Origin of the sequence: Stenotrophomonas sp. TWI819 (assembly GCF_039673075.1) — a bacterium.
GTDB lineage: Bacteria > Pseudomonadota > Gammaproteobacteria > Xanthomonadales > Xanthomonadaceae > Stenotrophomonas > Stenotrophomonas rhizophila_B.
The window spans coordinates 207224-233633 of sequence record NZ_JBDJKY010000003.1 but is presented as its reverse complement, the minus strand read 5'-3'; the positions used below and the strand labels follow the sequence as shown (position 1 = coordinate 233633).

Below are 26410 nucleotides of genomic sequence, written 5' to 3'. Positions count from 1 at the left end.
GCCATGCATCGCTATCTCGCGTATCTGCTCGCCATCCTGTTGTTCCCGGTCTGCGTGTGGTTGGCCACGATCTGGCCCGCCTGGTACTGGGGCGTCGGCGTGACGGCGTTGCTGGTGGTGCTGGGCACCTGGGATCTGCTGCAGAAGCGCAGCACACTGCGACGCAATTATCCGGTGATGGCGCACTTCCGCTACGGGCTGGAATCGATCGGACCGGAGATCCGCCAGTACTTCGTGCAGAGCGATCTGGAGGATGTGCCGTTCTCGCGCCAGCAGCGTGCGCTGATCTACCAGCGCTCCAAGAATGAAATGGACGTGGTGCCGTTCGGCACGCTGCGCAGCACCTATGCGGTGGACTACGAGTGGATCAACCATTCGCTGGCGCCGACCGAGATCGGCCACCACGATTTCCGCATCCAGATCGGCCCGAACTGCGCCAAGCCGTATTCGGCCAGTGTGTTCAACATCTCCGCGATGAGCTTCGGCTCGTTGTCGGCGAACGCGATCCGCGCCCTCAATGAAGGCGCGCGCCGTGGCAGCTTCTATCACGACACCGGCGAAGGCTCGATCTCGCCGTATCACCGCGAAATGGGCGGCGACCTGGTCTGGGAAATCGGCTCGGGCTACTTCGGGTGCCGTGACGATGCCGGCGGTTTCAGCGAAGAGAAGTTCGTCGCCAACGCCACCCATGATCAGGTCAAGATGATCGAGATCAAGCTCTCTCAGGGCGCCAAGCCCGGCCATGGCGGGGTGCTGCCGGCGGCGAAAGTGAGCGAAGAGATCTCGATCACCCGTGGCGTGCCGATGGGCGTGGATTGCGTATCGCCCTCCAAGCACAGCGCGTTCAATACGCCGGTGGAGCTGCTGCAGTTCGTCGCGCGGCTGCGGGAGTTGTCCGGCGGCAAGCCGGTCGGGTTCAAGCTGGCCATCGGCCATCCCTGGGAGTGGTTCGGTATCGCCAAAGCGATGCAGGAAACCGGGCTGCTGCCGGATTTCATCGTGGTGGATGGCGCCGAGGGTGGTACCGGTGCGGCGCCGGCTGAGTTCATCGACCACGTGGGTGTGCCGATGCACGAAGCACTGTTGCTGGTGCACAACACCCTGGTCGGGCTGGACCTGCGCGATCGCATCCGTGTGGGCGCGGCGGGCAAGGTCACCAGTGCCTTCGAAATCGCACGCACCATCGCGCTGGGTGCGGACTGGTGCAATGCCGGGCGTGGCTTCATGTTCGCGCTGGGCTGCATCCAGTCGCTGAGCTGCCACAGTGATAAATGCCCGACCGGCATTGCCACGCAGAACCCGCATCGATGGCGTCACCTGGACGCGGCCGACAAGGCCACGCGCGTGCACAGCTACCACGAGAACACCCTGCGCGCGCTGCGCGACCTGCTGTGTGCGGCCGGCTTGAACGATCCCTCCGAGCTGGGCCCGGAGCACATCCTGCGCCGCGTCTCGCCGGTGGAGATCCGCTCACTGGCCTCGCTGTACCGCTATCTGGCCCCGGGCGAGCTGCTGCGCAAAGTGCCGGACCACGCGGTCTTTCACGACTACTGGGCCGATGCGCGCAGTGATTCGTTCCAGCCACCAGCGCGCATCCAGGCGCTGCGGTCGAGCAAATCGCGATGACCGCAGCGCGCGACGTGCGCTTGCGCATTGGCCGTGCCGAGGAGGCGGACAGACTGTGGGAGCTGCGCACGCGGTGCGTTCGTGAGCTGTGCAGCGTGGCCTATCCGCCGGAGGTGATCGCCCCGTGGTCGGCCTCACCGCCGCCGGAACATTACCGTACGCTGTTGGCGGCCGGTGGCTGTGTGATTGCCGAAGACACTGGCGGCGTGCTGTTGGGCTATGGCGTGATCGATCTGGCCGGCAACGAGATCGATGCGCTGTTCGTTGATCCCGACTGCGGTGGCCGTGGCATCGGTCTGACCTTGATGCAGGCGATGGAGGCGTTGGCCGACCCGGCGCGGCCGCTGGTGCTCTTGGCCTCGCTCAACGCGGTCCCGTTTTATCGTCGCTGTGGCTTTGAAGCGCTGCGCGAGGAGAGCTACCCGCACCCCAGCGGCGTTTCGCTCGCCTCGGTGCGGATGCAGCGCAGGCGCTGATGCCGGCCAGCGGCCGGCACCGCGTGATTCACGCCTGCGCCAACCACGCGACCACGCCACGCCCGGCGCGCAGCCCGCTGGCATAGCAGGCCGTCAGCAGGTAGCCGCCCGTCGGCGCTTCCCAGTCCAGCATCTCGCCGGCGCAGAACGTGCCGGGGCGCCCGCGCAGCATCAACTGCGCGTCCATCGCCTCCAGCCGCACGCCACCGGCGGTGCTGATCACTTCATCGATAGGACGGGCTCGCTGCAGAGCCAACGGCAGCCGCTTGAGCCCATGCGCGATCTGGTCCAGCGGCAATTGCCCGGCCTCGCGACCCATCACCTCGAACAGCAGGGCCGACTTCACGCCACCCAGGCCCAGCTGGCGGCGCAGGACCTCGCCGAAGCTGCGACCCTGGCGTGGCTTCTGCAGTTTCTCCGCTACCTGCGCTTCGGTCTGGCCCGGCAGCAGATCCAGCTGCAGGGTCACCTGGCCGTCGCGGGCCAGGCTGTCGCGCAGATCGGCCGACAGCGCATAGATCAGGCTGCCTTCGATGCCGGTCGCGGTGATCACGCATTCGCCCTGCAGCGAGCGCGGCTCACCCTGCAGGTCGGTCCAGTGCGCCACCACCGGCTTGAGCGGGGCACCCGCCTGGCGCTCGCTGAAGTAGGGCGTCCAGCCGATGTCGAAGCCACAATTGGCCGGCTTCAGCGGGGCGATGTCGACGCCGCTGGCGGTCATCGGTGCCACCCACGCACCGTCCGAGCCGAGCTCAGGCCAGCTGCCGCCCCCGAGCGCGAACACCACCGCATCGGCCGTGATCGTGGTCGTGCCCTCGGGCGTCTCGAAGCGCAGCGCGCCCGCGTCATCCCAGCCGGTCCAGCGGTGCTGTACGTGGAAACGCACCCCCTGTTCCTTGAGCCGGCGCACCCAGCCGCGCAGCAGCGGGGCGGCCTTGCGGTCGACCGGGAAGACACGCCCCGAACTGCCCACATAGGTGTCCACGCCGAACGCCAGCGCCCAGGCACGCAGCGCCTCACCATCGAAATCGGCCAGCCAGCCGCCCACCGCGTCCGCGCGCTCGCGGTAGCGCGAGACGAACACCTCACGCGCATCGGAGTGGGTGAGGTTGAGGCCGCCTTTGCCGGCGATCAGGAACTTGCGGCCGGGCGATCCCTTGGCTTCGTACAGATCGACGGTGTGGCCGGCAGCGCGCACGGTCTCCGCCGCCATCAGACCAGCGGGGCCGCCGCCGATGATCGCGACCCGGCGTGGTGGGGTGTTCAGGGCAATGCTCATGCAGGCAGGATCAACGCGGCTTGACGTCGAGCAGTTCGACATCGAACACCAGCGAGGAATTCGGTGCGATCGGCCCTGCGCCACGCGCGCCATAGCCGTACTCGGCCGGAATCATCAGTGTGCGCTTGCCGCCCACCTTCATCCCGGCAAAGCCTTCGTCCCAGCCCTTGATGACCTGGCCCTGGCCGAGGTTGAAGGTGAAGGGCTCGCCGCGGTCGACCGAGCTGTCGAACTTGTCGCCATGCTTGTCGGCGGTGCGCTCGTCATAGATCCACCCGGTGTAGTGCACGGTGACCTTGCTGCCGGGCGTGGCCTCGGCGCCGGTGCCCGGCTGGGTATCGATCTTCTCGAACTGCGCGATGCTGCCACCGGGCGGCGGGCCGGGCGGGGTGCAGGCGGCCAGCAGCGACAACATCAGGGGGACGAGCAGGTAACGCGGCAGACGGCGCATGGGCGGGCTCCGGATCCAAAAAACGGGGACGCAAGGGTAGCGCATCGCCGGGCGCTATCATGGGCGCATGTCGAAACTGCTGCTCAACCTGCGCAATGTCGCGGACGATGAAATCCAGGATGTCACCGCCCTGCTGGACAAGGCGGGCATCGCCCATTACCGCACCGAGCCCAGCCCTTGGGGGATCTCCTTTGGCGGCATCTGGGTCCGCGACGACGCCGATCACCCTCGGGCCAAGGGCCTGATGGGCGAGTACCAGCAGGCACGTGGCGAGCGCGTCCGCGGTGAGCGTGAGGCCGCGCTGCGCGAAGGCACCGCCGAGACCTTCGGCAGCCTGATCCGGCGGCGCCCGGTGTTCGTGGTGGCGGTGCTGCTCGGCATGGCCGTCGCGACCGCGCTGGTGCTGCTGCCGTTCGTGCTGCTGCGCGGCTGATTCCTGGGCGGGTCAGGCGCAGCGCCTGCCCTGCGGCTAAAATGGCGGGATGATCGCCAATACCGCCGCCTACCACTTCACCCCCGTCGCCGACCCGGACGCGCTGTGCGCGACCCTACTGGAGCGGGCGACCGCCGCGCAGCTGCGCGGCACGATCCTGGTGGCGGGCGAGGGCATCAACCTGTTCCTCGCCGGCCCCGAGCCGCAGATCGACGGCTTCTACGCCGCCCTGCGCGCCGATGCGCGGTTTGCCGGGCTGCGCGTGAAGACCAGCTACAGCCACATGCAGCCGTTCGCCCGGCTCAAGGCCAAGGTCAAGCCGGAGATCATCAGTTTCCGCATCGACGATGGCCAGCCGCTGGCCTACCCGCGCGCGCCGTCGGTCGATCCGCTCACGGTGCAGCGCTGGCTGCGCCAGGGCCACGATGACGCCGGCAAGCCGGTGGTGATGCTGGATACGCGCAACACCCAGGAAATCGAGTTCGGCACCTTCCAGGATGCACTGGTGCTGCCGATCACCAAGTTCACCGATCTGCCCGAGGCCCTGGCCCCGCATCGCGAGGCGCTCAAGGACAGCACGGTGGTCAGCTTCTGCACCGGCGGCATCCGCTGCGAGAAGGCGGCGCTGTGGATGCGCAACGATGGCATGGACAACGTCCTGCAGCTGGACGGCGGCATCCTGGGCTATTTCGAGGCCGTGGGTGGTGAGGGCTATGACGGCCGCTGCTTCGTCTTCGACGAGCGCGTGGCGCTGGATGCGGCCCTGCAGCCGCTGGTCGACCAGGACGCCGACGCCGCCTGAGCCGTCTTCACGGCCTTGATTGTCCTGAATCGTCGCGAGACGGAAATCAGCGTCTTGCCACCTGCGCCTTGTGGGCGGTGGCAAACCGGCCGCCCAGCCCCATCTCAGTGGGATATCTCCTGGTTGGAACGAGCATTCATGATGCAGCTGTCGATTCTTGATCTGGCGCCGGTCTGCGAAGGCAGCGACACCACGCAGGCCTTCGCCAACATGCTGGACCTGGCCCAGCACGCCGAAGGGTGGGGCTTCCACCGCTATTGGCTGGCCGAGCACCACAACATGCCCGGCATCGCCAGCGCCGCGACCGCGGTACTGATCGGCCATGTGGCCGGGGGCACGAAGCGCATCCGCGTTGGTGCCGGCGGCATCATGCTGCCCAATCACTCCCCGCTGCAGGTGGCCGAGCAGTTCGGCACGCTGGCCTCGCTGTACCCGGACCGCATCGACCTCGGCCTGGGCCGCGCGCCCGGCACCGACCAGCCGACCGCCCGCGCATTGCGCCGCTACTTCGACAGTGCCGACCAGTTCCCGCAGGACGTGCGTGAGCTGCTGCATTACTTCGAGCCGGCCCAGAAGGGCCAGGCCGTGCGCGCCGTGCCCGGTGCGGGCATTCCGGTGCCGGTGTGGCTGCTCGGCTCCAGCCTGTTCAGTGCGCGGCTGTCGGCGGCGATGGGCCTGCCGTTCGCCTTTGCCTCGCACTTCGCCCCGGACGCGATGGATGAAGCGCTGGCGGTCTACCGTCGCGAATTCCGTGCCTCGCAGTATCTGCAGGCGCCGTACGCGGTGCTGGGCTTGAACGTGGTCGCCAGCGATTCCGAAGCCGAGGCCAAGCGCTTGTTCACCACCCAGCAGCAGAGCTTCGTCAATCTTCGCCGTGGCCTGCCGGGTCTGATCCCGCCGCCGATCGACGACATCGAAGCGTTCTGGCAGCCGCACGAAAAGGCCGGCGTGCAGAACGCGCTGGCCTGTGCGGTGGTCGGTGATGTGCAGCAGGTGCAGGAAGGTCTCGCCGCGTTCGTGGCGCGACACACGCCGGACGAAGTGCTGGTCACCGCGAACATCTACGATCACGCCGCGCGCAAGCGCTCGTTCGGGCTGGCGATGCAGGCATGGCGCGCGCTGCAGGTGTGACATCGGCGTGGCGTGCGAAGAAGGCGTGACCGCGCGGTTCACGTCGCCGTAGCCGCCGATCGGCTGTGATGGGGGCTCCCCTTACAGGAGCCACCTCATGGCCGAACTCGATCGCCAGCAGCACATCAAACAACTGGCCGAACTGATCCGCGATGTGGACATCGCGATGTTCACCACGGTCGGCGCGGACGGGCGCTTGTTCAGTCGTCCGCTGGGCACGCAGGAAGTCGAATTCGATGGCGACCTGTGGTTCGCCACCGGGGCCGACAGCCCGAAGATCGCGGAAATCACCGCCAACCCGCGCGTCAACGTGGCCTATGCCTCGCCGTCGGGCAACACCTATGTGTCCGTCTCGGGCACCGCGCGCGTGGTCCATGACCGCGCCAAGATCGATGAGCTCTGGTCCCCGGCGATGAAGATCTTCTTCCCCGGCGGCAAGGACGACCCGAACCTGCGCCTGATCCATGTCAGCGCCGAATCGGCCGAGTACTGGGATGGCCCCGGTGGCCTGCTCGGCAAGGCACTGTACTTCGTGCTGTCGGCGGTCACCGATGATCCGGGCGCCATGTCCGACACCGGTACGGTGGATCTCAAGCCCGGCGTTTAAGCAGGTTCAACGCATCGGCCACGCGCCGGATGCTGTTTGCTCCGCAAGAACGGCGCTCACCCCGAAAAGGGGCAGCGCCGTTTTTGTTGAAGGTCTCTTGCCTTGCTTCGCTCGGTCAGTCGAGCCCCGCGCTCGACGCGGCCCCGCCTGCTCAGCCAAACCAGCGCTGGAACAGATCCACGGTATAGCCCACCAGCTGCCCCGAACTGACGCCGAAGAACAACACGGCGGCGACCGCGCCGATCCAGTTGAGCAGCATCAGCACGCCATCGCGTTCCAGCAATGCCAGCGCGAACAGCAGCAGCTGGAAGCCGAACAGATAGTTGGTGAGCGGGATCGGCAGCGACAACAGGACGCCGATCAGGATCAGCAGCAGCCCGGTGAACGCATGCGCGGGCAGCGGTACCAGCAGGCCGGGCATCCGCGGCTTGAGCAGGCGGTCCAGCCGCCGCAGTGGACGGTCGATGCGCTCCAGGAACCGATGCATGGTGCCGCGCTTGGGTCCGCGGTTGCGGATGAAGCCGGGCAGCCAGGGCCGGCGCATGCCGCACAGCATCTGCGCGCCGATCAGCACCACCAACGGTCCACTGACCGCGCCGCCCAGCCCGGGGATCGGGATGAAGGCCGGCAGGATCGCCACGAACAGGAACACACCGAACGCGCTCTGCTGCAGATCCTGCAGGATCTGGCCGAGCAGCAGCCGTTCCTCCGGGTCACCGTGGTCGAACATCGCCAGCAGGGTACGGATACCCTCGTTGCGGTACTGGGGCCGCGTCGGGTCCGGCGGCGTCGGCTCAGCCGGTGATGTCATCGGTCTCGTCTTCGCTCAGGGTGCGCAGCAACAGCTTGTCGACACGGGCACCGTCGAGATCGACGATCTCGATGCGCCAGCCGGCCCAATCGAAGTACTCGCCCGCATGCGGGATGCGGCCGAAATAGTGGATGCACATGCCGGCCAGCGTGTAGTAGTCGCCATCATCGGCATCGGGCAGCTCGGCGTTGCCCATCAGTTCGCGCAGGTCTTCGATCGAGAGCGAGCCATCGACCAGGAACGAGCCGTCCTCGCGGGTCACGACCAGCGCGTCCTCGTCCACGTTCTCCACCGACTGCAGGCGGCCGACCACCGCGCCCATCAGGTCGCTGATGGTGACCAGGCCCTGGATCTCGCCGTACTCGTCCACCACCAGCGCCATCGACTGCTGTTCCTCGCGGAAAATCTCCAGCAGCTTCATCGCATGGGTGGACTCGGAGACGTACAGCGGCTCGCGCAGGTTCTGGAACAGCGAATGGTCATCGCGCACCAGACGCGTCACCAGGCTCTTGACCTCCAGCACGCCGACGATGTCCTGGTCGTTGTCGCGGAACACCGGGTAACGCGAGAACTCGTTCTCGCGCATGGTCGCGATGTTCTTCTCCGGATCGGCCTGCGTATCCAGCCAGGCAATCCGGTTGCGGGGGGTCATCAGGCTGTCGGCGGTGCGGTCGCCCAGGCGCATGACGCGGTTCATCATGTCGCGCTCATGGGCATCGATCACGCCGGCCTCGTGGCTTTCGGCCACCAGCATGCGGATTTCCTCTTCGGTGACCGAGGCGGCCTCGTCCTTGCCCAGGCCCAGCACGCGCAGCACCAGTCGGGTGCTGTGCGAGAGCAGCCACACCGCCGGGAAGGCGATACGTGACAGCCAGCCCATCGGCCACGCCACCAGTCCGGCGATATCCTCCGAACGGGTGATCGCCAGGCGTTTGGGGACCAGTTCGCCGAAGATCAGCGTCAGGAAGGTGATCAGGGCGACCGCAAGCGCCTTGCCGACTTCCGCAGAATAGGCGAAGGCCGGCACGATGCCGTGCAGCCACTCGGCGATGGCCAAGCCGATCGCCTCACCGCCGAACACACCGGTCAGGATGCCGATCAGGGTGATACCGATCTGGACCGTGGACAGGAAGCTCTCCGGCTTCTCGGACAGGGCCAGGGCGCGCTCGGCGCGCTTGCTGGAGCCTGCCATCTGCTTCAGGCGGCTCTTGCGCGAGGTCATGACCGACATCTCGGACATGGCGAAGAAGCCGTTGAGCAGGATCAGGGCGAGGACAATAATCAGTTCAAACACGGGCGGCTTCCCCGGTTGGTGGCAGGGAGGGCGTGTTCAAGCGATGTCGGCTACCGGAGGGCGCGTAAGCGCGGCGGTGCGGCGGGGGGTAAGGGTCGTCGTCCATAGAGTGCACCCGAAGGTGCCCGCGCATCTTAACAAAAGGCCGGGGCAGGGGTGCAAACAGAGTCGTTCAGACGGGGCCGTCCCGGCGTGAAGAAGGGGGGGAGTACCCGGAACAGACATCAAACCGTCATAATTCCGCCCGGTGCCGTCCTTCCTCGACGGCGAATAGGTTTCTCAATGTTCTCTCTGCAGACCATTTTTGGCTCCGGCAAACAGTTCTATACCCTGCTGGACGAGGCTGCCCAGGCCGCCCAGGACAGTTCCAAGGCGCTGCACTCCATGCTGCGCGAAGCGGACCGCCAGCCGGCGCTGGACGCCTTCAAGCTGGCCCGCCTGCGCGAGCGCGCGGCCTCGGACAAGATCAGCCAGGCGCTGGTCGACAGCTTCATGACCCCGATCGAGCGCGAAGACATCGAAGCGCTGGGCTCGGCGCTGTACAAGATTCCCAAGCAGATCGAGAAGTTCGCCGATCGCTATTCGCTGGCCACCCAGCATCTGGAGCACATCGATTTCGCGCCGCGCGCGGCGATGCTGGAACAGGCGGCCAGCGTGGTGGTGGAAATGGTCAACGACCTGCGCCACATGAACCTGGACCGGATGACCGCGCTCAACGAGAAGCTGCGTTCGCTGGAAAACGAAGCCGACCGCCTGATGCTCGAGCTGTACCGCGACATCTACTCCGGCCGCCTGGACAGCCTGCAGATGTTCCTGCTCAAGGAATTCTTCGAGATCCTGGAAAAGGCCATCGATCGTTGCCGCGAGGCCGGCGTGGTGGCGTACCAGATCGTCTTGAAGAACAGCTGACGGACGCCACAGCATGCTGACCCTTGTCCTGGTGGTGATCCTGGCCGCGCTCGTTTTCGAGTTCATCAACGGCTTCCACGACACCGCCAACTCCATCGCCACCGTGGTGGCGACCAAAGTGCTCTCGCCCGGCTGGGCGGTGATGCTCGCCGCGTTCATGAACTTGATAGGTGCGCTGACCGGCACCGCCGTCGCGCTGACCATCGCCTCGGGCCTGCTCAACACCAACGTGGTCGATGTGACCCCGCAGGTGATCCTCTGTGCGCTGCTGGGCGGCATCATCTGGAACCTGATCACGTGGTGGAAGGGGCTGCCGTCCTCGTCCTCGCACGCGCTGATCGGCGGCCTGTGCGGCGCTGGTCTGGCCGCTGCCCACAACAACTGGGATGCCCTGATCTGGTCCGAGCGCATCGGCACCTGGGCCCAGAACAAGGGCCTGCTGTGGAAGGTGTTCCTGCCGATGATCACCTCGCCGATCGCCGGCTTCCTGCTCGGCATCGCGGTGATGCTGCTGCTGTGGGGCATGATCGCGGGCATGGCGAAGATCGGTGGCTTCCTGGGCCGTCTGGCCCGCCCGCGCATCGTCAATGCGTTCTTCGGCAAGGCGCAGATCGTGTCGGCGGCCTACATGGGCTTCGCCCACGGCCACAACGATGCGCAGAAGACCATGGGCATCATCGCCATGACCCTGATCGGTGCCGAGGCAACCGGTGCGCTGAACGACCTGCCGTCCTGGCTGGCCTTCATGCACCCGGACGCGAGCGCCGGTGACGGCATCGCGATGTGGATCGTGCTGACCTGCGCCGTGGTGATGGCCGCCGGTACTGCCTCGGGCGGCTGGAAGATCATCAAGACGCTGGGCCACAAGATGGTCAAGCTGCATCCGATCCACGGCTTCGCCGCGGAAACGAGCTCGGCCACGATCCTGACCGTGGCGGCGCACTTCGGCATGCCGGTCTCGACCACCCACAGCATCTCCACCGCGATCATGGGCGTGGGCTTCGCCAAGAACCCGCGCTCGCTGCGCTTCGGCGTGATCGAGCGCATCGTGTGGGCGTGGATCCTGACCATCCCGGCTGCCGGCGGGTGTGCGTACCTGATCCTGCGTCTGTTCGAACTGTTCGGCTGGGCCTGATCGGTCCGCACGGTTGAACATCGAAAAGCCCGCCGGAAGGCGGGCTTTTTCGTGGAGCAAGGCGGAGGCCGGGGCCGGAATGGCCGGCGGTGTTTCGTGTGTATGTCACCCCGGTGCTGCGCTGCCTGGCCCCTGCCAGTCCCGTGCCAGCAGCCCATACACGGCCGAATCGGATAGCTCGCCGGCGACCCGCCAGCGCTCGCGCAGCAGCCCTTCGCGCAGGAAGCCGAGCCGCTCCAGCACCTTCGCCGAGGGCCCGTTGCGCGGATCGATCTCCGCCTCCAGGCGCCGCAGGTGCAGCACATCGAACAGATACGCCACGAACCGTGACAGCGCCTCGTGCATGTAGCCCTTGCCCTGTGCCGACGAGGCAAGGTGATACCCGATCTCCGCGCGCCTGGACGTTTCGTCGATCGCGAACACCACCACGATCCCCAGCAGCGGCCCGTCCACACGTTCACGGATCGCCAGTTTGAGTTGCGTGCCGGCGTCGATCGCGGCCAGATCGTCGAGGATCTGCACGTAGGCCTGTTTCAGGTCGGTCCACGCCGGATGGTTCCAGTAGCGCATGCCGGCACGGTCGGACTGGATTGCGAACATCGCCTGCGCGTCCGTCGCGCCGATCGGGGTCAGCACCAGGCGCGCGCTCTCCAGTTGCAGGGTGGGATCGAACGGCATGACTGAACTCCGGGGATGTAGTGCGCTGCCGTGATGATGGGTCAGTGAGGGGCCAGGCGCATGTGCAGCAGTGGGTAGGGCTGGCCCTGTCCGTCCAGCGCTGAGCGACCGGTCACCACGAACCCTTGGTGTTGATAAAAGCCGACCGCCTGGTGATTTTGTTCGTTGACGTCCAGCGCATCGGCACCGAGTACCTCGATGGCATGGCGCAGCAATGCCTTGCCGATTCCGGTGCCCCTCGCGCGCGGCTCGATGAACAGCATTTCGATCCGATCATCGGCGACGCCGACGAAGCCCTGAATGACGCCATCGGCATCCTTGCATACGCGCAACGTCACGGCCGGCAGGTACTGCTCGCGGATGAGCGGACGCAGTGCGTGGATCGCCGCCTCCGGCAGGAAGCCGTGCGTAGCGCGTACCGAGGCTTCCCAGACGACGGTGATGCGGTCGTGATCGGTGGTCAGCGCAGGCTGGATATCGTACATGCGGGACGTCCTGATGCAGGTTGCCCCGATTATCACCGGTACTGCGCGGCGTCGCCCAGGAAAAAACCCGCCGGAAGGCGGGTTTTTCCAGTGTCACAACCGGTCGATCAGACTTCCAGCGAGGCCAGATCGCCCTTCTTCTCCAGCCAGCCCTTGCGGTCGCTGGCGCGCTTCTTGGCCAGCAGCATGTCCATCAGCGAATGGGTCTGCTCGCCGTCATCGATGGTCAGCTGTACCAGACGGCGGGTATCGGGATGGATGGTGGACTCGCGCAGCTGCTGCGGGTTCATTTCACCCAGGCCCTTGAAGCGGGTCACGCTGATCTGGCCCTTGATCTTCTCGCGCTCGATCTTGTCCAGCATCGTGCGCTTCTCTTCCTCGTCCAGGGCGTAGAACACCTGCTTGCCCACGTCGACACGGAACAGCGGCGGCATCGCCACGAACACGTGGCCGGCATCGACCAGCGCCGGGAAGTGCTTGAGGAACAGCGCGGTCAGCAGGGTCGCGATGTGCAGGCCGTCCGAGTCGGCGTCGGCCAGGATGACCACCTTGCCGTAGCGCAGGCCGGCGATGTCGTCCTTGCCAGGGTCGCAGCCGATCGCGATGGCCAGGTTGTGCACTTCTTCGGAGGCCAGCACGCTGCCCGAGGACACTTCCCAGGTGTTGAGGATCTTGCCGCGCAGCGGCAGGATCGCCTGGAAGTCCTTGTCGCGGGCCTGCTTGGCACTGCCGCCAGCGGAGTCGCCTTCGACCAGGAACAGCTCGGTGCGCGACAGGTCCTGGCTGATGCAGTCGGCCAGCTTGCCGGGCAGGGCGGGGCCCTGGGTGACCTTCTTGCGGGTCACCAGCTTTTCGGTCTTCAAACGCGCACTGGCGCGCTCGATGGCCAGCTGCGCGATCTGCTCGCCCAATGCGACGTTCTGGTTGAGCAGCAGGCTGAAGGCATCGTGCGCGGCGCCTTCGACGAACCCGGCGGCCTGGCGCGAGGACAGGCGTTCCTTGGTCTGGCCGCTGAACTGCGGGTCGGTCATCTTCAGCGACAGCACGAACGACACGCGGTCCCAGACATCTTCCGGGGCCAGCTTGACGCCACGCGGGAGCAGGTTGCGGAAGTCGCAGAACTCGCGCAGCGCCTCGGTCAGGCCGGTGCGCAGGCCGTTGGCGTGGGTGCCGTGCTGGGCGGTCGGGATCAGGTTGACGTAGCTTTCCTGGACCAGTTCGCCCTCGGGGATCCAGGCCAGGGCCCAGTCCACGATCTCGTTTTCTTTCTTGAGGTGACCCACGAACAGGTCGGCCGGCAGCATCTCGCGCTCGCCGAGTTCGGCCTTGAGGTAATCGCTCAGGCCATCCTCGTAGTACCAGGTGTCCTGCTCGCCGGTGGCTTCATCGAGAAGCTTCACGGTCAGGCCCGGGCACAGCACGGCCTTGGCGCGCAGCAGGTGGCGCAGCCCACGCAGGTTGTACTTGGGTGTGTCGAAGTACTTCGGGTCGGCCCAGAAGCGCACGCGGGTACCGGTGTTCTTCTTGCCGACGCTGCCGACCACTTCCAGCGGGGTGGCGCGGTCGCCGTTGCGGAAGGTGATGCGGTGTTCGCTCCCCTCGCGCTTGATGTGCACTTCGACCAGGGTGGACAACGCGTTGACCACGCTGACGCCAACGCCATGCAGGCCGCCGGAGAAAGTGTAGTTCTTGTTGTTGAACTTGCCGCCCGCGTGAAGGCGGGTCAGGATCAGTTCGACGCCGGGGATCTTCTCCTCGGGGTGGATGTCCACGGGCATGCCACGGCCGTCATCGCTGACTTCGCAGCTGCCGTCCTTGAACAGCGTGACGTCGACCGTGTGGGCGTGTCCGGCCAAGGCTTCGTCGACGGCATTGTCGATGACTTCCTGCGCCAGATGGTTCGGGCGCGCGGTGTCGGTGTACATGCCGGGGCGGCGCTTGACCGGGTCCAGGCCGGACAGGACTTCAATATCGGCGGCGTTATAGCGGGCGTTCATCTGTCTTCATAAAGCGCAATGCGACGGCGAAGTTTGCGGTCTGGACGGGTTTTTTGCACGCCACACGTTCAGGGGGCGGCCGACCGGGGCGCGATAGACTGTGCTGGATGGGAAACCGGAGCCTCCGGCGCCCCATTCCATGCCATACCGCGAGGAGCACCCCATGAAGAAGTTGCTGACCATCGTTGCCATCGCCGCCGCCGTCGTGGCCGTGCCCATGGCACTGGCCCAGAACGCCGGACAGGGCCAGCCCACGCCGCAGCAGGGCGAACAGGCCGACAAGGCACAGGCTGAGGCGGATGCCAAGGCCAAGCGCCGCGCCGCCGCCACGGCCGAAATGAAGGCCAAGGGCGAGCAGGCCCCGCAAAAGGAAGAGGAAGAAGAAGCGCGGAAGAAGCGATAAGCGCTTCGCGCTGACGCTTCCCCACGGTTTGCGCGGCAAACCGTGGGCCCCGCTCACCCTCTCCTCCACATCCCCGCGCCTGTCGGCGCGCCCCCTTGAACTCCAAGGGGGCTCTCCACCAGAGAGACCTGGGGATCTGAAAAAGTATCCAACATGAGCCCCGGTATCGCGCCGGGGCTCTTCTTTTTATGTGAAGACCGTCATCCGCCCCTTGGGCTGGAGGCCGTCAATCTGTAAACTATGGCTTTCCGGGAGTAGTGCGTGTCATCCATCAGCGAATGGACTGGCCTGATCGTGCGCGATCGCCAGCAGGGTAGGCAGGAGGTGACGGTCCAGACAGCGGCCGGCACGGCTGACCCGACGTCGCTGACCCACTCCCGCACCGCATCCCCCCTGATCCCGGTCCTGGCGCGTGAAGACGCCGCCGCCAGCCGGATCCTTTCGATTTCCCCCTTTACGTCGTCCGTCGCCCCGCGCGCCGGCGCCGTTTCCCCCTTCCTGACAGGACACCCCCAGCCATGACTCCCTTGATCTTCGTAACCGGCGGCGTAGTGTCCTCGCTCGGCAAAGGCATCGCCGCCGCGTCGCTTGCCGCCATCCTCGAGGCCCGCGGCCTGCGGGTGACGATGATGAAGCTCGATCCGTACATCAACGTCGACCCGGGCACCATGAGCCCGTTCCAGCACGGTGAGGTCTATGTCACCGACGATGGCGCCGAGACCGATCTGGACCTGGGCCATTACGAGCGCTTCGTGCGCACCCGCCTGAGCCGCAAGAACTCGGTCACCACCGGTCGTATCTACGAGAACGTGATCCGCAAGGAGCGCCGCGGCGACTACCTCGGCGCCACCGTGCAGGTCATCCCGCACATCACCGATGAAATCCGCCGCTGCATGGACGAGGCCACCGAAGGCTTCGACGTGGCGCTGGTGGAGATCGGCGGTACCGTGGGCGACATCGAGTCGCTGCCGTTCCTGGAAGCGATCCGCCAGGTGCGCACCGAGCGCGGCCCGGAGAAGGCGCTGTTCATGCACCTGACCCTGGTGCCGTACATCGCCGCCGCTGGCGAACTGAAGACCAAGCCGACCCAGCACTCGGTCAAGGAACTGCGCTCGATCGGCATCCAGCCGGACGTGCTGCTGTGCCGTTCCGAGCAGGTCGTGCCGGATTCGGAGCGCCGCAAGATCGCCCAGTTCACCAACGTCTCCGAGCGCGCCGTGATCAGCGTGTCGGACGTGGACGTGCTGTACCGCATCCCGATGGGCCTGCACGCGCAGGGTCTGGACGACATCGTCGTCAACCAGCTCAAGCTCGGCGACAAGGCCGGTCCGGTCGATCTGGCCGAGTGGGAAGCGGCGGTGGATGCCACGCTGCACCCGCTGGACGAGGTCACCATCGCGGTGGTCGGCAAGTATGTCGATCACCAGGACGCCTACAAGTCGGTCGGCGAGGCGCTCAAGCACGGCGGCCTGCGCCAGCGCACCAAGGTCAACCTGAAGTGGCTCGAAGCGCAGGAGCTGGAAGACAGCGACCTGGCCGCACTCAAGGACGTTGACGGCATCCTGGTGCCGGGCGGCTTCGGCGATCGTGGCTTCGAAGGCAAGGTGCTGAGCTCGCAGTTCGCCCGTGAGCAGAATGTGCCGTACTTCGGCATCTGTTACGGCATGCAGGCCGCGGTGGTCGATTTCGCCCGCCACGTGGCCGGCCTGGAAGGCGCCAACAGCACCGAGAACGATCGCCAGTCGCCGAACCCGGTGATCGGCCTGATCACCGAATGGCGCACCGCCACCGGCGATGTCGAGAAGCGCGACGACAAGAGCGATCTGGGCGGCACCATGCGCCTGGGCCTGCAGGAGCAGCGCCTGAAGCCGGGCACGCTGGCCCGCGAGCTGTACGGCAAGGATGTGGTCTCCGAGCGTCACCGCCACCGCTACGAGTTCAACAACCGCTACCGCACCCAGCTGGAAGATGCGGGCCTGGTGATCGCCGGCAAATCGATGGATGACACTCTGGTGGAAGTCATCGAACTGCCGCGTGATCAGCACCCGTGGTTCCTGGCCTGCCAGGCGCACCCGGAGTTCCTGTCCACGCCGCGCGAGGGCCACCCGCTGTTCATCGGCTTCATCCGTGCCGCGCGCGAGCGCAAGGCCGGTGGCAAGCTGGCGCAGGACGCAGCGGCCTGATCGCCGCCTCATTAATCACCCACGGCGGCTGGCCTGGCCAGCGTTCGCCGGACAACAAGGAAATGCCATGAAACTGTGTGGATTCGACGTCGGGCTGGACCAGCCCCTGTTCCTGATCGCCGGCCCGTGTGTGATCGAGTCGATGCAGCTGCAGCTGGACGTGGCGGGCAAGTTGAAGGAAATCACCGATCGCCTCGGCATCAACTTCATCTTCAAGTCGAGCTTCGACAAGGCCAACCGCACCTCGGGCACCGCCTTCCGCGGTCCGGGCATGGAAGAAGGCCTGAAGGTCCTGGCCGAAGTGAAGAAGCAGATCGGCGTGCCGGTGCTGACCGACGTACACGAATACACCCCGATGGACGAAGTGGCCTCGGTGGTGGACGTGCTGCAGACCCCGGCGTTCCTGGTGCGACAGACCGACTTCATCACCAAGGTGTGCGCGACCGGCAAGCCGGTGAACATCAAGAAGGGTCAGTTCCTGTCCCCGTGGGACATGAAGCCTGTCGTGGAGAAGGCCAAGGCCACCGGCAACCAGGACATCATGGTCTGCGAGCGCGGTGCCAGCTTCGGCTACAACAACCTGGTCAGCGACATGCGCTCGCTGTCGGTGATGCGCGATACCGGCTGCCCGGTCGTGTTCGATGCCACCCATTCGGTACAGCTGCCGGGCGGGCAGGGCAACAGCTCCGGTGGCCAGCGCGAGTTCGTGCCGGTGCTGGCGCGTGCGGCGGTCGCTGTCGGTGTGTCGGGCCTGTTCGCCGAGACCCACCCGGATCCGTCCAAGGCGCTGTCCGATGGCCCCAACGCATGGCCGCTGGACCGCATGGAAGAGCTGCTGGAAACCCTGATGGAGCTCGACGCGGTCACCAAGAAGCACGGGTTCTCGCGCTTCGCATGATGGGTGACGTTCCGGCGTCACCCGCGGTGCGCCGCGGCTGGCGTGGCTGGGCCTGGGGCTGGATCGCGCTGGGCGCGGCGATCGCGGTCTGGTGCGGGGTGTTCCTGCAGGTGGTGCTGATGTTCGCCAGCGTCGGTTCGCCCGGCGATGGCGACAACGCATTGCGCTCGGTGATGCCGATGCTGCTGGTGACGCTGTCGCTGACCGGCACCGCCGCGCTGTCCTGCGTGATCGCCAGCGTGCTGGCGTTCCGGCTGCGCCGGCAACCGGCCGGTGGCGGCGTCGCGCTGGCATTGCTGGCGTTGCTGCTGGTGGTGTTGGTGATCCCGTCGCTGGTTCCGAGCAACTCCAGTGTGGTTGGCAGGCTGTCCGCGCCCACGCCGATTTGGCAAGTGACGGGTGTGCAGGGATAATCACGCGGCATGTTTGTTTCGGCGCTGCATTGGCGGCGCCTCCCCTCTCTGACTGGTAACCGGCCCGCTATGACCACGATCCGCAGCATCCACGCCCGTGAAATCCTCGACAGCCGTGGCAACCCCACGCTGGAAGCCGAAGTCATCCTCGAGGACGGCTCCTTCGGTCGTGCCGCCGTGCCCTCGGGTGCCTCGACCGGCACCAAGGAAGCCGTGGAGCTGCGTGACGGCGACAAGACCCGTTACCTGGGCAAGGGCGTGCGCAACGCCGTGTCCAACGTCAACACCACCATCGCGACCGCGCTGAAGGGCTTTGATGCCGCCGACCAGGAGGGCCTCGACCGCCGCCTGATCGATCTGGATGGCACCGAGAACAAGGGCCGCCTGGGCGCGAATGCGCTGCTGGGGGTTTCGCTGGCCAATGCCCACGCCGTGGCCGCCTCGAAGAAGCAGGCGCTGTGGCAGCACCTGGCCAACGGCCGCGACGTCACCCTGCCGGTGCCGATGATGAACATCATCAACGGCGGCGCGCATGCCGACAACAACGTCGATTTCCAGGAATTCATGGTGCTGCCGGTCGGCTTCACCTCGTTCTCCGAGTCGCTGCGTGCCGGTACCGAAATCTTCCATTCGCTCAAGTCGGTGCTCAAGGGCCATGGCCTGAGCACGGCGGTGGGCGACGAAGGCGGCTTCGCGCCGGACTTCCGCAGCAACGTCGAGGCACTGGACACCATCCTGGAAGCCATCGGCAAGGCCGGCTACACCGCCGGTGAAGACGTGCTGCTCGGCCTGGACGTGGCCTCCAGCGAGTTCTACGAGAACGGCAAGTACAACCTGGTCGGCGAGAACAAGCGCCTGACCTCCGAGCAGTTCGTCGACTTCCTGGCCGACTGGGCCGCGCAGTACCCGATCGTGACCATCGAAGACGGCCTGGCCGAGAACGACTGGGCCGGCTGGAAGCTGCTGACCGACCGCATCGGCAACAAGGTGCAGCTGGTAGGCGACGATCTGTTCGTCACCAATCCGAAGATCTTCAAGGAAGGCATCGAGTCCGGCACCGCCAACGCGATCCTGATCAAGGTCAACCAGATCGGCACCCTGACCGAGACCCTGGAAGCGATCGCCATGGCGCACGCGGCCAACTACGCCTCGATCGTCTCGCACCGTTCGGGCGAAACCGAAGACACCACCATCGCCGACATCGCCGTGGCCACCACCGCCACCCAGATCAAGACCGGCTCGCTGTGCCGCAGCGATCGCGTGGCCAAGTACAACCAGCTGCTGCGTATCGAGGAAGCCCTCGGTGCCGGCGCGCGTTACGCCGGTCGTGACGCGTTCGTGTCGCTGAAGCGCTGATCCCATGCGCAACTGGCGCTGGCTGCTGCTGGTGCTCGCGCTGCTGCTCGCATGGCTGCAGTACCGCTTCTGGTTTGGACCGGGCAACTCGGGCGAAGTGATGATGCTCGAGGCCCAGGTCGAGAACCAGAAGCGGGACAACGCCGGCCTGCAGCAGCGCAACGATGCGCTCGCTGCGGAGGTCAAGGACCTCAAGGAAGGCGAGGCCGCCATCGAAGAACGCGCGCGCAGCGAGCTGGGCATGATCAAGCCCGGCGAGAAGTTCTACCGCGTGGTCGAAGACGCGCCGGTACCGCCGCCGCGTGCGCCGACGGCCGTCACCGATCCGGATGCGCCGCACCAGGATGTGCCCTGATGGCGGGCATCTGGGCGGTGGTGCCTGCTGCTGGCCGTGGCACCCGCTTCGGCGGGCCCACGCCCAAGCAGTATCTGCTGGCCGGCGACCGCGTGTTGCTGGCCCATACTCTCGAGGCGCTGCTCTCGCACCCGGTCGTGGCCGGGGTGATGGTGGTGGTCGCCGAGAACGACGCCGACTGGCCGGGCTGGCAGTCACTGGCGGACAAACCCATCCTGACCTGCATCGGCGGTGCGACACGCGCCGGCTCGGTGCTGGCCGGCCTGCATGCGTTGCCCGATGACGTGCGCGCCGATGATTTCGTGCTGGTGCACGACGCCGCACGCCCGAACCTGGCCGCTGCCGATCTCGGTCGCCTGCTGGAAGTCGGCCGTGCCGACCCGGTCGGGGCGATCCTGGCCGCGCCCGTGCGCGACACGCTCAAGCGTGCCGGCGATGACGGCGGTATCGATGCCACCGAGCCGCGTGAACGCCTGTGGCGTGCGCTGACCCCGCAGCTGTTCCGCCGCTACCAGTTGGCGCGCGCGCTGCAGGAGGCGGCCGACGCCGGCGTGGAGGTCACCGACGAGGCCATGGCCATGGAGCGCCAGGGGCTGCGCCCGCTGCTGGTGGAAGGCAGCGAAGACAACTTCAAGGTCACCACCCCGGCTGACCTGTCCCGTTTCGAATTCGTGTTGTCGCGTCGCGACCCCTGACGTCCGCACGCACCACACCCAACCGCAGGTTCTTGCAATGACCACGCCCCAGTTTCCTCCCTTCCGCATCGGACAGGGCTACGACGTCCATGCCTTCGGCGAGGGCGACCACATCATGCTCGGCGGTATCCGCGTCGCGCACAGCTGCGGCGTGCTCGCGCACAGCGACGGCGATGTGATCCTGCATGCGCTGTGCGATGCGATGCTCGGTGCGCTGGCACTGGGCGACATCGGCGTGCATTTCCCGCCGACCGACATGCGCTGGAAGGGCGCGGACAGCGCGCACCTGCTGGATCATTGCAACGGGCTGCTGCGCGAGCGCGGCTGGCAGGTCGGCAATACCGACATCACCGTGATCTGCGAGCGGCCCAAGGTCGGTCCGCACGCGCTGGCCATGCGTGAGCGCATCGCTGCCGTGCTCGGCATTGCGTTGGACTGCGTGAGCGTGAAGGCCACCACGTCCGAGAAGCTGGGCTTCACCGGCCGCAGCGAGGGCATCGCCGCCCAGGCCAGCGTGCTGTTGGTGGCCCTGTGATCCCGTTGCCGCTGGCGTTCGGTGCGCCGCTGCTCAGCGCGAAGATCCGCACCACGCCCGAGGATTTCCAGGTCGACGAACTGTCGGCGTTCGAGCCGAGCGGCGAGGGCGAGCACCTGCTGTTGACGATCCGCAAGCGCGGGGCGAACACGGTGCACGTGGCCAAGGTGCTGGCCAAGTGGGCCGGCCTGCCGGACATGGCGGTCAGCTACGCGGGCATGAAGGATCGCCACGCGGTCACCACGCAGCGCTTCAGCGTGCACCTGCCCAAGCGCGTGGCGCCGGATCCGGCGCTGCTGGCCTCGGATGAGATCGAGGTGGTCGAGTCGACCTGGCACAACCGCAAGCTGCAGCGCGGTGCGCTGGCTGGCAACCGCTTCAAGCTGGTGCTGCGCGAAGTGCGCGGCGATGCCGCAGCCATCGAAGAGCGCCTGTCCCATATCGCCTCGCGCGGCCTGCCGAACTGGTTCGGTGAGCAGCGCTTCGGTCGCGATGGTGGCAACGTACCGGCCGCACTGGCGATGTTCGGTGGCCGCCGCATGCGGCCCGATCAGCGCTCGCTGCTGCTCTCGGCCGCGCGCTCTGCACTGTTCAACCAGGTGCTGGCGGCGCGCGTGGAGCAGGGCAACTGGGACACCCCGCTGGACGGCGAGGTCTGGATGCTCGATGGCAGCCGCAGTGTCTTCGGCCCGGAGCCGTGGACCGATCTGCTGGCCGATCGCCTCGGTCGCTTCGACATCCACCCCAGCGGCCCGTTGTGGGGCGAGGGTGAGCTGCGCAGCACCGGTGCCGCCGCGGAGCTGGAGCTGGGCGCTGTCGCCGATGAACAGTCGCTTGCACTGCGTGCCGGCCTGGAAAGCGCCCGCCTGAAGCAGGAACGCCGCGCGCTGCGTCTGCGTCCGGCCATGCTGCAGCACCAGTGGCTGGCCCCGGACGTGCTGGAACTGAGCTTCGCGCTGCCGCCGGGCTGCTATGCCACGGCGGTGCTGCACGAGCTGGGTCCGGTGGACGACGCCAGCCAGGCCGCACCGGAGGCGTAGAGCCACGCCATGCGGGTGTGCGGGTGGCGCTACCGGTTCGCCAGCAGCACCAGCACCGCGCCAGTCCCACCTTGGCCGGCGGGCGCGGAATGAAAGGCCAGCACATCGTTGCGCAGGCGCAGCAGGCGATCGACCAGATTCTTCAACACCGGTGCGCCGCCATCGGACTGCAGCCCCTTGCCGTGGATGATGCGCACGCAGCCGTACTCATGGGCATGCGCTTCCACCAGGAACTGCCGGACCAGCGCCTCGGCCTGGGCCACGGTTGCACCATGCAGGTCCAGTTCGTCCTGCACGGAATACTGGCCGCGCTTGAGCCGCTGGAACATCCGCGGCGGCAGATTTTCACGCCGGTAGCTCGCCGTATCGCCAGCCTCCAGAGGGCTGCTGTCGCGCAGCAGCCGGGCGAACTCCCCGCGCGCCTCCTGTTCATCCTGCTCGGCCATCCGCGCGCGCGGCTTCGGCCGCGGCGTGGCCGGCGGCGGCGTGACCACCTTGCGCAGGGGCGTGACCTCGCCGATGGCGGCCCGGAACAGGGCAGCGGGATCTTCGTCTTCAGGATGTGACATGCGTACAGCCTAATGGGCAGGAGGGGCGATGCCTACCGTTATCGGGGTAGGACGATCTGTCCGCTTGCGGCACAATAGCTGACGCACTTGCGCGGTCGTCATTCCCCGGAAGGGGCTGGGCCACCGCCGCCAACAGTGGGAAGTGATGGAATCGAAGTCTTGAAAAATCAAGCGGTTAAATCGCAGATGCGGATTCTGGTCAGCAACGACGACGGTGTCGATGCACCGGGCATCAAGATGCTCGCCACGGTATTGCGTGACGCTGGTCATGAAGTGACCGTGGTCGCGCCGGATCGTGATCGGTCCGGTGCCAGCAATTCGCTGACTCTGGACCTGCCGATCCGCATGAAGCGCATCGACCACTACACCTGCTCGGTGGCCGGCACGCCCACCGACTGCGTGCATCTGGCCTTGACCGGCATGCTCGAGTACGAGCCGGACATGGTGGTGTCGGGCATCAACAACGCGGCCAACCTCGGCGACGACGTCATCTACTCCGGCACCGTTTCGGCGGCGATGGAAGGACGCTTCCTCGGGCTGCCGGCGGTGGCGATGTCGCTGGTCACGCATAACCACGAGCCGCGCCATTTCGAGACCGCCGCGCGCGCCGCGGTCGAGATCGTGACCCGCCTCAAAGCCGATCCGCTGCCCGCCGACACCATCCTCAACGTCAACGTGCCGGACCTGCCGTGGAGCGAGGTGCGTGGTTTTGAAGTGACCCGCCTGGGCAACCGGCATCGCGCCGAAGGCTGCATCGCCCAGCGCGACCCGCGCGGCAACCAGGTGTTCTGGATAGGCCCTGCCGGGCGCGAGCAGGATTCGGGCCCCGGCACGGATTTCCATGCCGTGCGCAACGGCTACATCTCGATCACCCCGATCCAGGTCGACCTCACCCGCTACCAGGCGCTGGAGAAGGTGGCCAGCTGGGTCGGGGGGCTGACCGCCGCACTGGATCGACCGGCATGAGCCCACGCCTGCGCCTGCAGCCCGAAGCCGTCGGTATCGGCATGACCTCCCAGCGTGTCCGCGATCGTCTGGTCGACCGCCTGCGCGACGCCGGCATCACCGACGAAGCCACCCTCAATGCGATCCGTGTGGTGCCGCGTCATCTGTTCATCGATGAAGCGCTGGCCTCGCGCGCTTATGAAGACACCGCGCTGCCGATCGGCCACGGCCAGACCATTTCGCAACCGTGGGTGGTGGCGCGCATGACCGAAGCAGTGCTGCAGTCCGCGCCGAAGACGGTGCTGGAAGTGGGCACCGGCTCGGGTTACCAGGCCGCCGTGCTGGGCGCGATCGGGCTGGAGGTCTACACGGTCGAGCGCATCGGCGATCTGCTGCGCCAGGCGCGCAAGCGCTTCCGCGCGTTGGGCATGAACATCCGCAGCAAGCATGACGATGGGCGTGTCGGCTGGGCCGAGCACGGTCCTTACGATGCGATCGTGGTGACCGCGGCCGCACCGGCGCTGGTCGATGCGCTGGTCGAACAGCTCGCCGTCGGCGGCCGCCTGGTCGCCCCGGTCGGTGGCCCCGGGGCGCAGTCGCTGATCCAGTTGACCCGTCGCGAAGACGGCAGTGTTGAACAGCAGGTATTGGCACCGGTCACGTTCGTGCCGTTGCTGTCTGGCATGCTGGACTGATTCCAAGGAGCGTTGCGTCATGAAGATTTTTGGTCCGCTGTACGAGCGGGCAATGAAGTGGGCCGCGCACGAGCGCGCCCCGACCTATCTCACCGTGTTGAGTTTCATCGAGGCGATCATCTTCCCGGTAATGCCCGAGGTGATGCTGGCGCCGATGTGCGTTGCCCAGCCCAGACGCGGCTGGTGGTTCGCCACCCTCAGTCTGACCGGCTCGATGGCCGGTGCGCTGGTGGGTTATGCGCTGGGCCATTTCGCCTTCGAAGCGCTCAAGCCGGTATTTGCCGCGCTGGGCATGCTGGGCAGCATCGAAGGCGGCATCGCCATCGTGCAGGCCAAGATGGCCGAGTCGCCGTGGGCGGTGTTCACCTTCCTGGTGCTGGGCGGCTTCATGCCGATCCCGATGAAGGTCTTCACATGGGCATCGGGTATCGTCGGCGTGCCGTTGCCGCAGTATTTCCTGAGCATGTTGATCGGCCGTGGCAAGCGCGTGTACGTGCTGGCGGCGGTCATTCGTATTGGCGGGCCGCGCGCGGAAGCTGCGCTGCGCCGTTGGATTGAACCGCTGGGCTGGATCGCGACCGCGCTGGTGGTCGTGCTGGTGGCCTGGCTTGTATGGAGAGCGAAGTTCGCATGAGTGCTGATCGTTTGAGCAAGGGAGTGCGCACCGGCGCGCTGCTGCTGGTGGTGTCGGCGCTGAGCGCCTGTGGCACCGCCACCGTAGTGCGGCCTTCGGGCTCGGGCGGCAGTGTGGCCCACAGCACCCCGCAGACCTCGGTGGCCAAGCCCGGCCAGACCGCTGTCGTCCGTCGTGGCGACACGTTGTATGCACTCGCGCGCATCCACAACATCACCCCGCGCGATCTGGCCGCCTGGAACGGGCTGGCCGAGCCGTACACAATCTATCCGGGGCAGTCGCTGCGGCTGTTCCCGGGCGGCAGTGGTGGCAGCCCGGCCCGCGCGCCGACCACCGTGGTCACCGCGCCGCGCCCGGGCAGCACCGCGCCGCCCGCAACCCCGTCGCCGACCACGGCGATCAAGAGCAACATCAGCTGGCGCTGGCCCGCGGACGGCGCGATCGTCGGCCGTTTCGTCGCCGGTGAGGCGACCAAGCAGGGCGTGGACATCGCCGGCACCAGTGGCCAGCCGGTGCGCGCGACGGCCGCTGGCGTGGTGGTGTATTCCGGTGCCGGCCTGGTCGGTTTCGGTGAGTTGATCATCATCAAGCACAGCGACCAGTGGTTGTCGGCGTATGGCCACAACCGCAAGCGCCTGGTCAATGAAGGCCAGAGCGTGAAGGCCGGCGAGCAGATCGCGGAGATGGGCCGCACCGGCGCCGCACGCGACATGCTGCACTTCGAGATCCGCTACAACGGCAAGCCGGTCGACCCGCTGCTGTACCTGCCGCCGAAGTAAGAACGAAAAAGGCCGCCTCAAGGGCGGCCTTTTCTGAACGGAAATCCGGATCTCACCCCTTCAGGATGAACGCCGCCGCCACCTTGCGACCCTCGCTGGCGAGGATGTTGAAGGTCCGCGCGGCCGCCGGGTTGTTCATCACTTCCAGGCCGATCCCGCGGGTCAGGCACGCGGCCATGACCGCCGCCGGCGGGAACACCTGGGTGTCGCCCGTGCCCAGCACCACCAGCGCCGGATTCAGCGCCAGCACCGGCTGCAGGTCTTCCGGGGTCAGCTGGGCAATATCGGCCACCGGCCAGGCTTCGATCAGCGTGTCCGGGGCCAGGATGAAACTGGCGGCCAGGGTCCGGTCATTCACCTTCGCGCTGCGGCCATCGGCGGCACGCAGGGCGTAGGCGTAGTCGGGGATTTCGTGGCTCAGCTGCATGGGCGTTCCGGGATCAGCCGCGCGGCAGGACGATCTGGCGCTGTTCCTTGCTCGGGCGGTACAGCACGGCCACGTGGCCGATACGCTGCACCAGCGCGCTCTCGCTGGCACTGACCAGCTCGGCGATCAGGGCGTCACGGGCGTCGCGGTCTTCGGCGGCAACCTTGACCTTGATCAGCTCGTGGCGCTCCAGCACCTCTTCCAGTTCAGCCAGGAAGGCCGGTGTCACCCCCTTGCCGCCGATCTGGAGCAGGGCTTTCAGATCATGCGCGTGGCCGCGGAGGAAACGGGTTTGGGAAGAAGTCAGGGCGATAGCCATTCAGGAACAAGCGGTTAACTGGGGCGATCAGGGTATCATGACCTCCCCAT

The 26410-nt window shown here is 66.7% G+C and carries 31 protein-coding genes; 21 read left to right on the top strand and 10 right to left on the bottom strand.

The features are described 5' to 3' along the window. Positions 1-3 precede the first annotated feature (3 nt). Both ABE463_RS05875 and ABE463_RS05870 read left to right on the top strand, forming a co-directional pair. Complete coding sequence (locus ABE463_RS05875; RefSeq protein WP_346467523.1) at positions 4-1626, top strand: FMN-binding glutamate synthase family protein; 1623 nt, start codon at positions 4-6, stop codon at positions 1624-1626. Beyond that, a complete protein-coding gene (locus ABE463_RS05870) occupies positions 1623-2102 on the top strand; it encodes a GNAT family N-acetyltransferase (protein WP_346467522.1) in 480 nt (159 codons plus the stop codon). Before ABE463_RS05875 ends, ABE463_RS05870 begins: the two co-directional genes overlap by 4 nt. A gap of 28 nt (positions 2103-2130) precedes the next feature. Here the strand turns inward: ABE463_RS05870 and ABE463_RS05865 are convergent, their stop codons facing one another. Then, positions 2131-3381: a TIGR03862 family flavoprotein gene (locus ABE463_RS05865; RefSeq protein ID WP_259260269.1), complete on the bottom strand. Its 1251-nt coding sequence runs from the start codon at positions 3379-3381 to the stop codon at positions 2131-2133. A gap of 10 nt (positions 3382-3391) precedes the next feature. After that, on the bottom strand, positions 3392-3832 hold the full coding sequence (locus ABE463_RS05860; protein WP_259260270.1) for an FKBP-type peptidyl-prolyl cis-trans isomerase: 441 nt from the start codon (positions 3830-3832) through the stop codon (positions 3392-3394). 67 nt (positions 3833-3899) lie between these two features. Here ABE463_RS05860 and ABE463_RS05855 point away from each other — a divergent pair, with 67 nt between their 5' ends. The 4 genes from ABE463_RS05855 to ABE463_RS05840 all read left to right on the top strand — a co-directional run bounded on the left by ABE463_RS05855 (position 3900) and on the right by ABE463_RS05840 (position 6805). Then, positions 3900-4265: a DUF6164 family protein gene (locus ABE463_RS05855; protein WP_346467521.1), complete on the top strand. Its 366-nt coding sequence runs from the start codon at positions 3900-3902 to the stop codon at positions 4263-4265. 49 nt (positions 4266-4314) lie between these two features. Then, positions 4315-5067, top strand: a complete 753-nt coding sequence (locus ABE463_RS05850) for a sulfurtransferase (RefSeq protein ID WP_346467520.1) — start codon at positions 4315-4317, stop codon at positions 5065-5067. Positions 5068-5205: 138 nt separating this feature from the next. After that, entirely contained in the window at positions 5206-6198 is a 993-nt protein-coding gene (locus ABE463_RS05845; protein ID WP_259260273.1) for an LLM class flavin-dependent oxidoreductase, read from the top strand. A 97-nt stretch (positions 6199-6295) separates the two neighbouring features. Then, positions 6296-6805 (top strand): pyridoxamine 5'-phosphate oxidase family protein, encoded by a 510-nt coding sequence (locus tag ABE463_RS05840; protein ID WP_259260274.1) that lies wholly within the window; start codon positions 6296-6298, stop codon positions 6803-6805. A gap of 151 nt (positions 6806-6956) precedes the next feature. Here ABE463_RS05840 and ABE463_RS05835 read toward each other — a convergent pair whose 3' ends face one another. Then, positions 6957-7616, bottom strand: coding sequence for an exopolysaccharide biosynthesis protein (locus ABE463_RS05835; RefSeq protein ID WP_346467519.1), 660 nt, complete (start codon positions 7614-7616; stop codon positions 6957-6959). Beyond that, the gene (locus ABE463_RS05830) at positions 7600-8910 is read right to left on the bottom strand and encodes a hemolysin family protein (RefSeq protein WP_123728891.1); all 1311 of its coding nucleotides are present in this window, start codon (positions 8908-8910) and stop codon (positions 7600-7602) included. The genes ABE463_RS05835 and ABE463_RS05830 overlap by 17 nt, the downstream gene beginning before the upstream one ends. Before the next feature lie 282 nt (positions 8911-9192). On the opposite strand from ABE463_RS05830, the gene ABE463_RS05825 reads away from it, so the two are divergent. Together ABE463_RS05825 and ABE463_RS05820 are read left to right on the top strand one after the other, a co-directional pair. Next, entirely contained in the window at positions 9193-9819 is a 627-nt protein-coding gene (locus ABE463_RS05825) for a DUF47 family protein (RefSeq protein ID WP_121041743.1), read from the top strand. A 13-nt stretch (positions 9820-9832) separates the two neighbouring features. After that, the gene (locus tag ABE463_RS05820) at positions 9833-10954 is read left to right on the top strand and encodes an inorganic phosphate transporter (protein ID WP_259260276.1); all 1122 of its coding nucleotides are present in this window, start codon (positions 9833-9835) and stop codon (positions 10952-10954) included. Positions 10955-11059: 105 nt separating this feature from the next. Here the strand turns inward: ABE463_RS05820 and ABE463_RS05815 are convergent, their stop codons facing one another. The 3 genes from ABE463_RS05815 to parE form a co-directional block, all read right to left on the bottom strand. Next, positions 11060-11632 (bottom strand): GNAT family protein, encoded by a 573-nt coding sequence (locus tag ABE463_RS05815; RefSeq protein ID WP_346467518.1) that lies wholly within the window; start codon positions 11630-11632, stop codon positions 11060-11062. 41 nt (positions 11633-11673) lie between these two features. Further along, positions 11674-12117 (bottom strand): acetyltransferase, encoded by a 444-nt coding sequence (locus ABE463_RS05810; RefSeq protein WP_346467517.1) that lies wholly within the window; start codon positions 12115-12117, stop codon positions 11674-11676. A gap of 107 nt (positions 12118-12224) precedes the next feature. Continuing rightward, on the bottom strand, positions 12225-14114 hold the full coding sequence (gene parE, locus ABE463_RS05805; protein ID WP_123728894.1) for a DNA topoisomerase IV subunit B: 1890 nt from the start codon (positions 14112-14114) through the stop codon (positions 12225-12227). A gap of 163 nt (positions 14115-14277) precedes the next feature. On the opposite strand from parE, the gene ABE463_RS05800 reads away from it, so the two are divergent. The 9 genes from ABE463_RS05800 (at position 14278) to truD (ending at position 21992) form a co-directional block, all read left to right on the top strand. Next, on the top strand, positions 14278-14517 hold the full coding sequence (locus ABE463_RS05800; RefSeq protein WP_088433184.1) for a hypothetical protein: 240 nt from the start codon (positions 14278-14280) through the stop codon (positions 14515-14517). A 518-nt stretch (positions 14518-15035) separates the two neighbouring features. Then, positions 15036-16700: a CTP synthase gene (locus ABE463_RS05795; protein WP_346467516.1), complete on the top strand. Its 1665-nt coding sequence runs from the start codon at positions 15036-15038 to the stop codon at positions 16698-16700. 67 nt (positions 16701-16767) lie between these two features. Next, entirely contained in the window at positions 16768-17598 is an 831-nt protein-coding gene (kdsA, locus tag ABE463_RS05790; RefSeq protein ID WP_088433181.1) for a 3-deoxy-8-phosphooctulonate synthase, read from the top strand. Continuing rightward, complete coding sequence (locus ABE463_RS05785; RefSeq protein WP_260232178.1) at positions 17595-18011, top strand: hypothetical protein; 417 nt, start codon at positions 17595-17597, stop codon at positions 18009-18011. Before kdsA ends, ABE463_RS05785 begins: the two co-directional genes overlap by 4 nt. A 69-nt stretch (positions 18012-18080) precedes the next feature. After that, positions 18081-19367 carry a phosphopyruvate hydratase gene (gene eno, locus ABE463_RS05780; protein WP_121041757.1) on the top strand — a complete coding sequence of 429 codons (1287 nt, stop codon included), beginning with the start codon at positions 18081-18083 and terminating at the stop codon, positions 19365-19367. 4 nt (positions 19368-19371) lie between these two features. Continuing rightward, on the top strand, positions 19372-19722 hold the full coding sequence (gene ftsB, locus ABE463_RS05775; RefSeq protein ID WP_265310090.1) for a cell division protein FtsB: 351 nt from the start codon (positions 19372-19374) through the stop codon (positions 19720-19722). Then, the gene (gene ispD / locus ABE463_RS05770) at positions 19719-20417 is read left to right on the top strand and encodes a 2-C-methyl-D-erythritol 4-phosphate cytidylyltransferase (protein ID WP_265310175.1); all 699 of its coding nucleotides are present in this window, start codon (positions 19719-19721) and stop codon (positions 20415-20417) included. The genes ftsB and ispD overlap by 4 nt, the downstream gene beginning before the upstream one ends. A 37-nt stretch (positions 20418-20454) precedes the next feature. Next, complete coding sequence (ispF, locus tag ABE463_RS05765) at positions 20455-20952, top strand: 2-C-methyl-D-erythritol 2,4-cyclodiphosphate synthase (RefSeq protein WP_265310089.1); 498 nt, start codon at positions 20455-20457, stop codon at positions 20950-20952. Continuing rightward, positions 20949-21992, top strand: a complete 1044-nt coding sequence (gene truD, locus ABE463_RS05760; protein WP_346467515.1) for a tRNA pseudouridine(13) synthase TruD — start codon at positions 20949-20951, stop codon at positions 21990-21992. Before ispF ends, truD begins: the two co-directional genes overlap by 4 nt. Before the next feature lie 29 nt (positions 21993-22021). On the opposite strand, the gene ABE463_RS05755 is transcribed toward truD, so the two are convergent. Beyond that, positions 22022-22561, bottom strand: coding sequence for a Smr/MutS family protein (locus tag ABE463_RS05755; RefSeq protein ID WP_123728901.1), 540 nt, complete (start codon positions 22559-22561; stop codon positions 22022-22024). Positions 22562-22747: 186 nt separating this feature from the next. Between ABE463_RS05755 and surE the strand changes: the two genes are divergently transcribed. The 4 genes from surE to ABE463_RS05735 are packed head-to-tail and all read left to right on the top strand — an operon-like array spanning position 22748 to position 25614. Next, a complete protein-coding gene (gene surE / locus ABE463_RS05750) occupies positions 22748-23527 on the top strand; it encodes a 5'/3'-nucleotidase SurE (RefSeq protein ID WP_123728902.1) in 780 nt (259 codons plus the stop codon). Continuing rightward, the gene (locus ABE463_RS05745) at positions 23524-24201 is read left to right on the top strand and encodes a protein-L-isoaspartate(D-aspartate) O-methyltransferase (RefSeq protein ID WP_123728903.1); all 678 of its coding nucleotides are present in this window, start codon (positions 23524-23526) and stop codon (positions 24199-24201) included. The genes surE and ABE463_RS05745 overlap by 4 nt, the downstream gene beginning before the upstream one ends. A 19-nt stretch (positions 24202-24220) precedes the next feature. Next, positions 24221-24835 (top strand): YqaA family protein, encoded by a 615-nt coding sequence (locus tag ABE463_RS05740; protein WP_259260287.1) that lies wholly within the window; start codon positions 24221-24223, stop codon positions 24833-24835. Further along, the gene (locus ABE463_RS05735; RefSeq protein ID WP_346467514.1) at positions 24832-25614 is read left to right on the top strand and encodes a peptidoglycan DD-metalloendopeptidase family protein; all 783 of its coding nucleotides are present in this window, start codon (positions 24832-24834) and stop codon (positions 25612-25614) included. Before ABE463_RS05740 ends, ABE463_RS05735 begins: the two co-directional genes overlap by 4 nt. Positions 25615-25666: 52 nt before the next feature. On the opposite strand, the gene ABE463_RS05730 is transcribed toward ABE463_RS05735, so the two are convergent. Both ABE463_RS05730 and yhbY read right to left on the bottom strand, forming a co-directional pair. Beyond that, the gene (locus ABE463_RS05730; protein WP_123728906.1) at positions 25667-26041 is read right to left on the bottom strand and encodes an Mth938-like domain-containing protein; all 375 of its coding nucleotides are present in this window, start codon (positions 26039-26041) and stop codon (positions 25667-25669) included. Between the two features lie 13 nt (positions 26042-26054). Then, positions 26055-26360: a ribosome assembly RNA-binding protein YhbY gene (yhbY, locus tag ABE463_RS05725; protein WP_123728907.1), complete on the bottom strand. Its 306-nt coding sequence runs from the start codon at positions 26358-26360 to the stop codon at positions 26055-26057. Between the last annotated feature and the right edge of the window lie 50 nt (positions 26361-26410).

Excerpts from the sequence above, each read along its gene's own strand:
- ABE463_RS05870 (WP_346467522.1), top strand. The coding sequence starts at position 1,623 with ATGACCGCAGCGCGCGACGTGCGCTTGCGCATTGGCCGTGCCGAGGAG.
- ABE463_RS05730 (WP_123728906.1), bottom strand. The coding sequence starts at position 26,041 with ATGCAGCTGAGCCACGAAATCCCCGACTACGCCTACGCCCTGCGTGCC.
- ABE463_RS05850 (WP_346467520.1), top strand. The coding sequence starts at position 4,315 with ATGATCGCCAATACCGCCGCCTACCACTTCACCCCCGTCGCCGACCCG.
- ABE463_RS05825 (WP_121041743.1), top strand. The coding sequence starts at position 9,193 with ATGTTCTCTCTGCAGACCATTTTTGGCTCCGGCAAACAGTTCTATACC.
- ftsB (WP_265310090.1), top strand. The coding sequence starts at position 19,372 with ATGCGCAACTGGCGCTGGCTGCTGCTGGTGCTCGCGCTGCTGCTCGCA.
- ispF (WP_265310089.1), top strand. The coding sequence starts at position 20,455 with ATGACCACGCCCCAGTTTCCTCCCTTCCGCATCGGACAGGGCTACGAC.
- ABE463_RS05845 (WP_259260273.1), top strand. The coding sequence starts at position 5,206 with ATGATGCAGCTGTCGATTCTTGATCTGGCGCCGGTCTGCGAAGGCAGC.
- ABE463_RS05860 (WP_259260270.1), bottom strand. The coding sequence starts at position 3,832 with ATGCGCCGTCTGCCGCGTTACCTGCTCGTCCCCCTGATGTTGTCGCTG.
- ABE463_RS05800 (WP_088433184.1), top strand. The coding sequence starts at position 14,278 with ATGAAGAAGTTGCTGACCATCGTTGCCATCGCCGCCGCCGTCGTGGCC.
- ABE463_RS05785 (WP_260232178.1), top strand. The coding sequence starts at position 17,595 with ATGATGGGTGACGTTCCGGCGTCACCCGCGGTGCGCCGCGGCTGGCGT.
- ABE463_RS05835 (WP_346467519.1), bottom strand. The coding sequence starts at position 7,616 with ATGACATCACCGGCTGAGCCGACGCCGCCGGACCCGACGCGGCCCCAG.
- ABE463_RS05815 (WP_346467518.1), bottom strand. The coding sequence starts at position 11,632 with ATGCCGTTCGATCCCACCCTGCAACTGGAGAGCGCGCGCCTGGTGCTG.
- ABE463_RS05740 (WP_259260287.1), top strand. The coding sequence starts at position 24,221 with ATGAAGATTTTTGGTCCGCTGTACGAGCGGGCAATGAAGTGGGCCGCG.
- ABE463_RS05795 (WP_346467516.1), top strand. The coding sequence starts at position 15,036 with ATGACTCCCTTGATCTTCGTAACCGGCGGCGTAGTGTCCTCGCTCGGC.
- ABE463_RS05865 (WP_259260269.1), bottom strand. The coding sequence starts at position 3,381 with ATGAGCATTGCCCTGAACACCCCACCACGCCGGGTCGCGATCATCGGC.
- ABE463_RS05810 (WP_346467517.1), bottom strand. The coding sequence starts at position 12,117 with ATGTACGATATCCAGCCTGCGCTGACCACCGATCACGACCGCATCACC.
- yhbY (WP_123728907.1), bottom strand. The coding sequence starts at position 26,360 with ATGGCTATCGCCCTGACTTCTTCCCAAACCCGTTTCCTCCGCGGCCAC.
- ABE463_RS05840 (WP_259260274.1), top strand. The coding sequence starts at position 6,296 with ATGGCCGAACTCGATCGCCAGCAGCACATCAAACAACTGGCCGAACTG.
- surE (WP_123728902.1), top strand. The coding sequence starts at position 22,748 with ATGCGGATTCTGGTCAGCAACGACGACGGTGTCGATGCACCGGGCATC.
- ABE463_RS05855 (WP_346467521.1), top strand. The coding sequence starts at position 3,900 with ATGTCGAAACTGCTGCTCAACCTGCGCAATGTCGCGGACGATGAAATC.
- ABE463_RS05735 (WP_346467514.1), top strand. The coding sequence starts at position 24,832 with ATGAGTGCTGATCGTTTGAGCAAGGGAGTGCGCACCGGCGCGCTGCTG.
- ABE463_RS05820 (WP_259260276.1), top strand. The coding sequence starts at position 9,833 with ATGCTGACCCTTGTCCTGGTGGTGATCCTGGCCGCGCTCGTTTTCGAG.
- ABE463_RS05745 (WP_123728903.1), top strand. The coding sequence starts at position 23,524 with ATGAGCCCACGCCTGCGCCTGCAGCCCGAAGCCGTCGGTATCGGCATG.
- ABE463_RS05875 (WP_346467523.1), top strand. The coding sequence starts at position 4 with ATGCATCGCTATCTCGCGTATCTGCTCGCCATCCTGTTGTTCCCGGTC.
- eno (WP_121041757.1), top strand. The coding sequence starts at position 18,081 with ATGACCACGATCCGCAGCATCCACGCCCGTGAAATCCTCGACAGCCGT.
- ABE463_RS05755 (WP_123728901.1), bottom strand. The coding sequence starts at position 22,561 with ATGTCACATCCTGAAGACGAAGATCCCGCTGCCCTGTTCCGGGCCGCC.
- kdsA (WP_088433181.1), top strand. The coding sequence starts at position 16,768 with ATGAAACTGTGTGGATTCGACGTCGGGCTGGACCAGCCCCTGTTCCTG.
- parE (WP_123728894.1), bottom strand. The coding sequence starts at position 14,114 with ATGAACGCCCGCTATAACGCCGCCGATATTGAAGTCCTGTCCGGCCTG.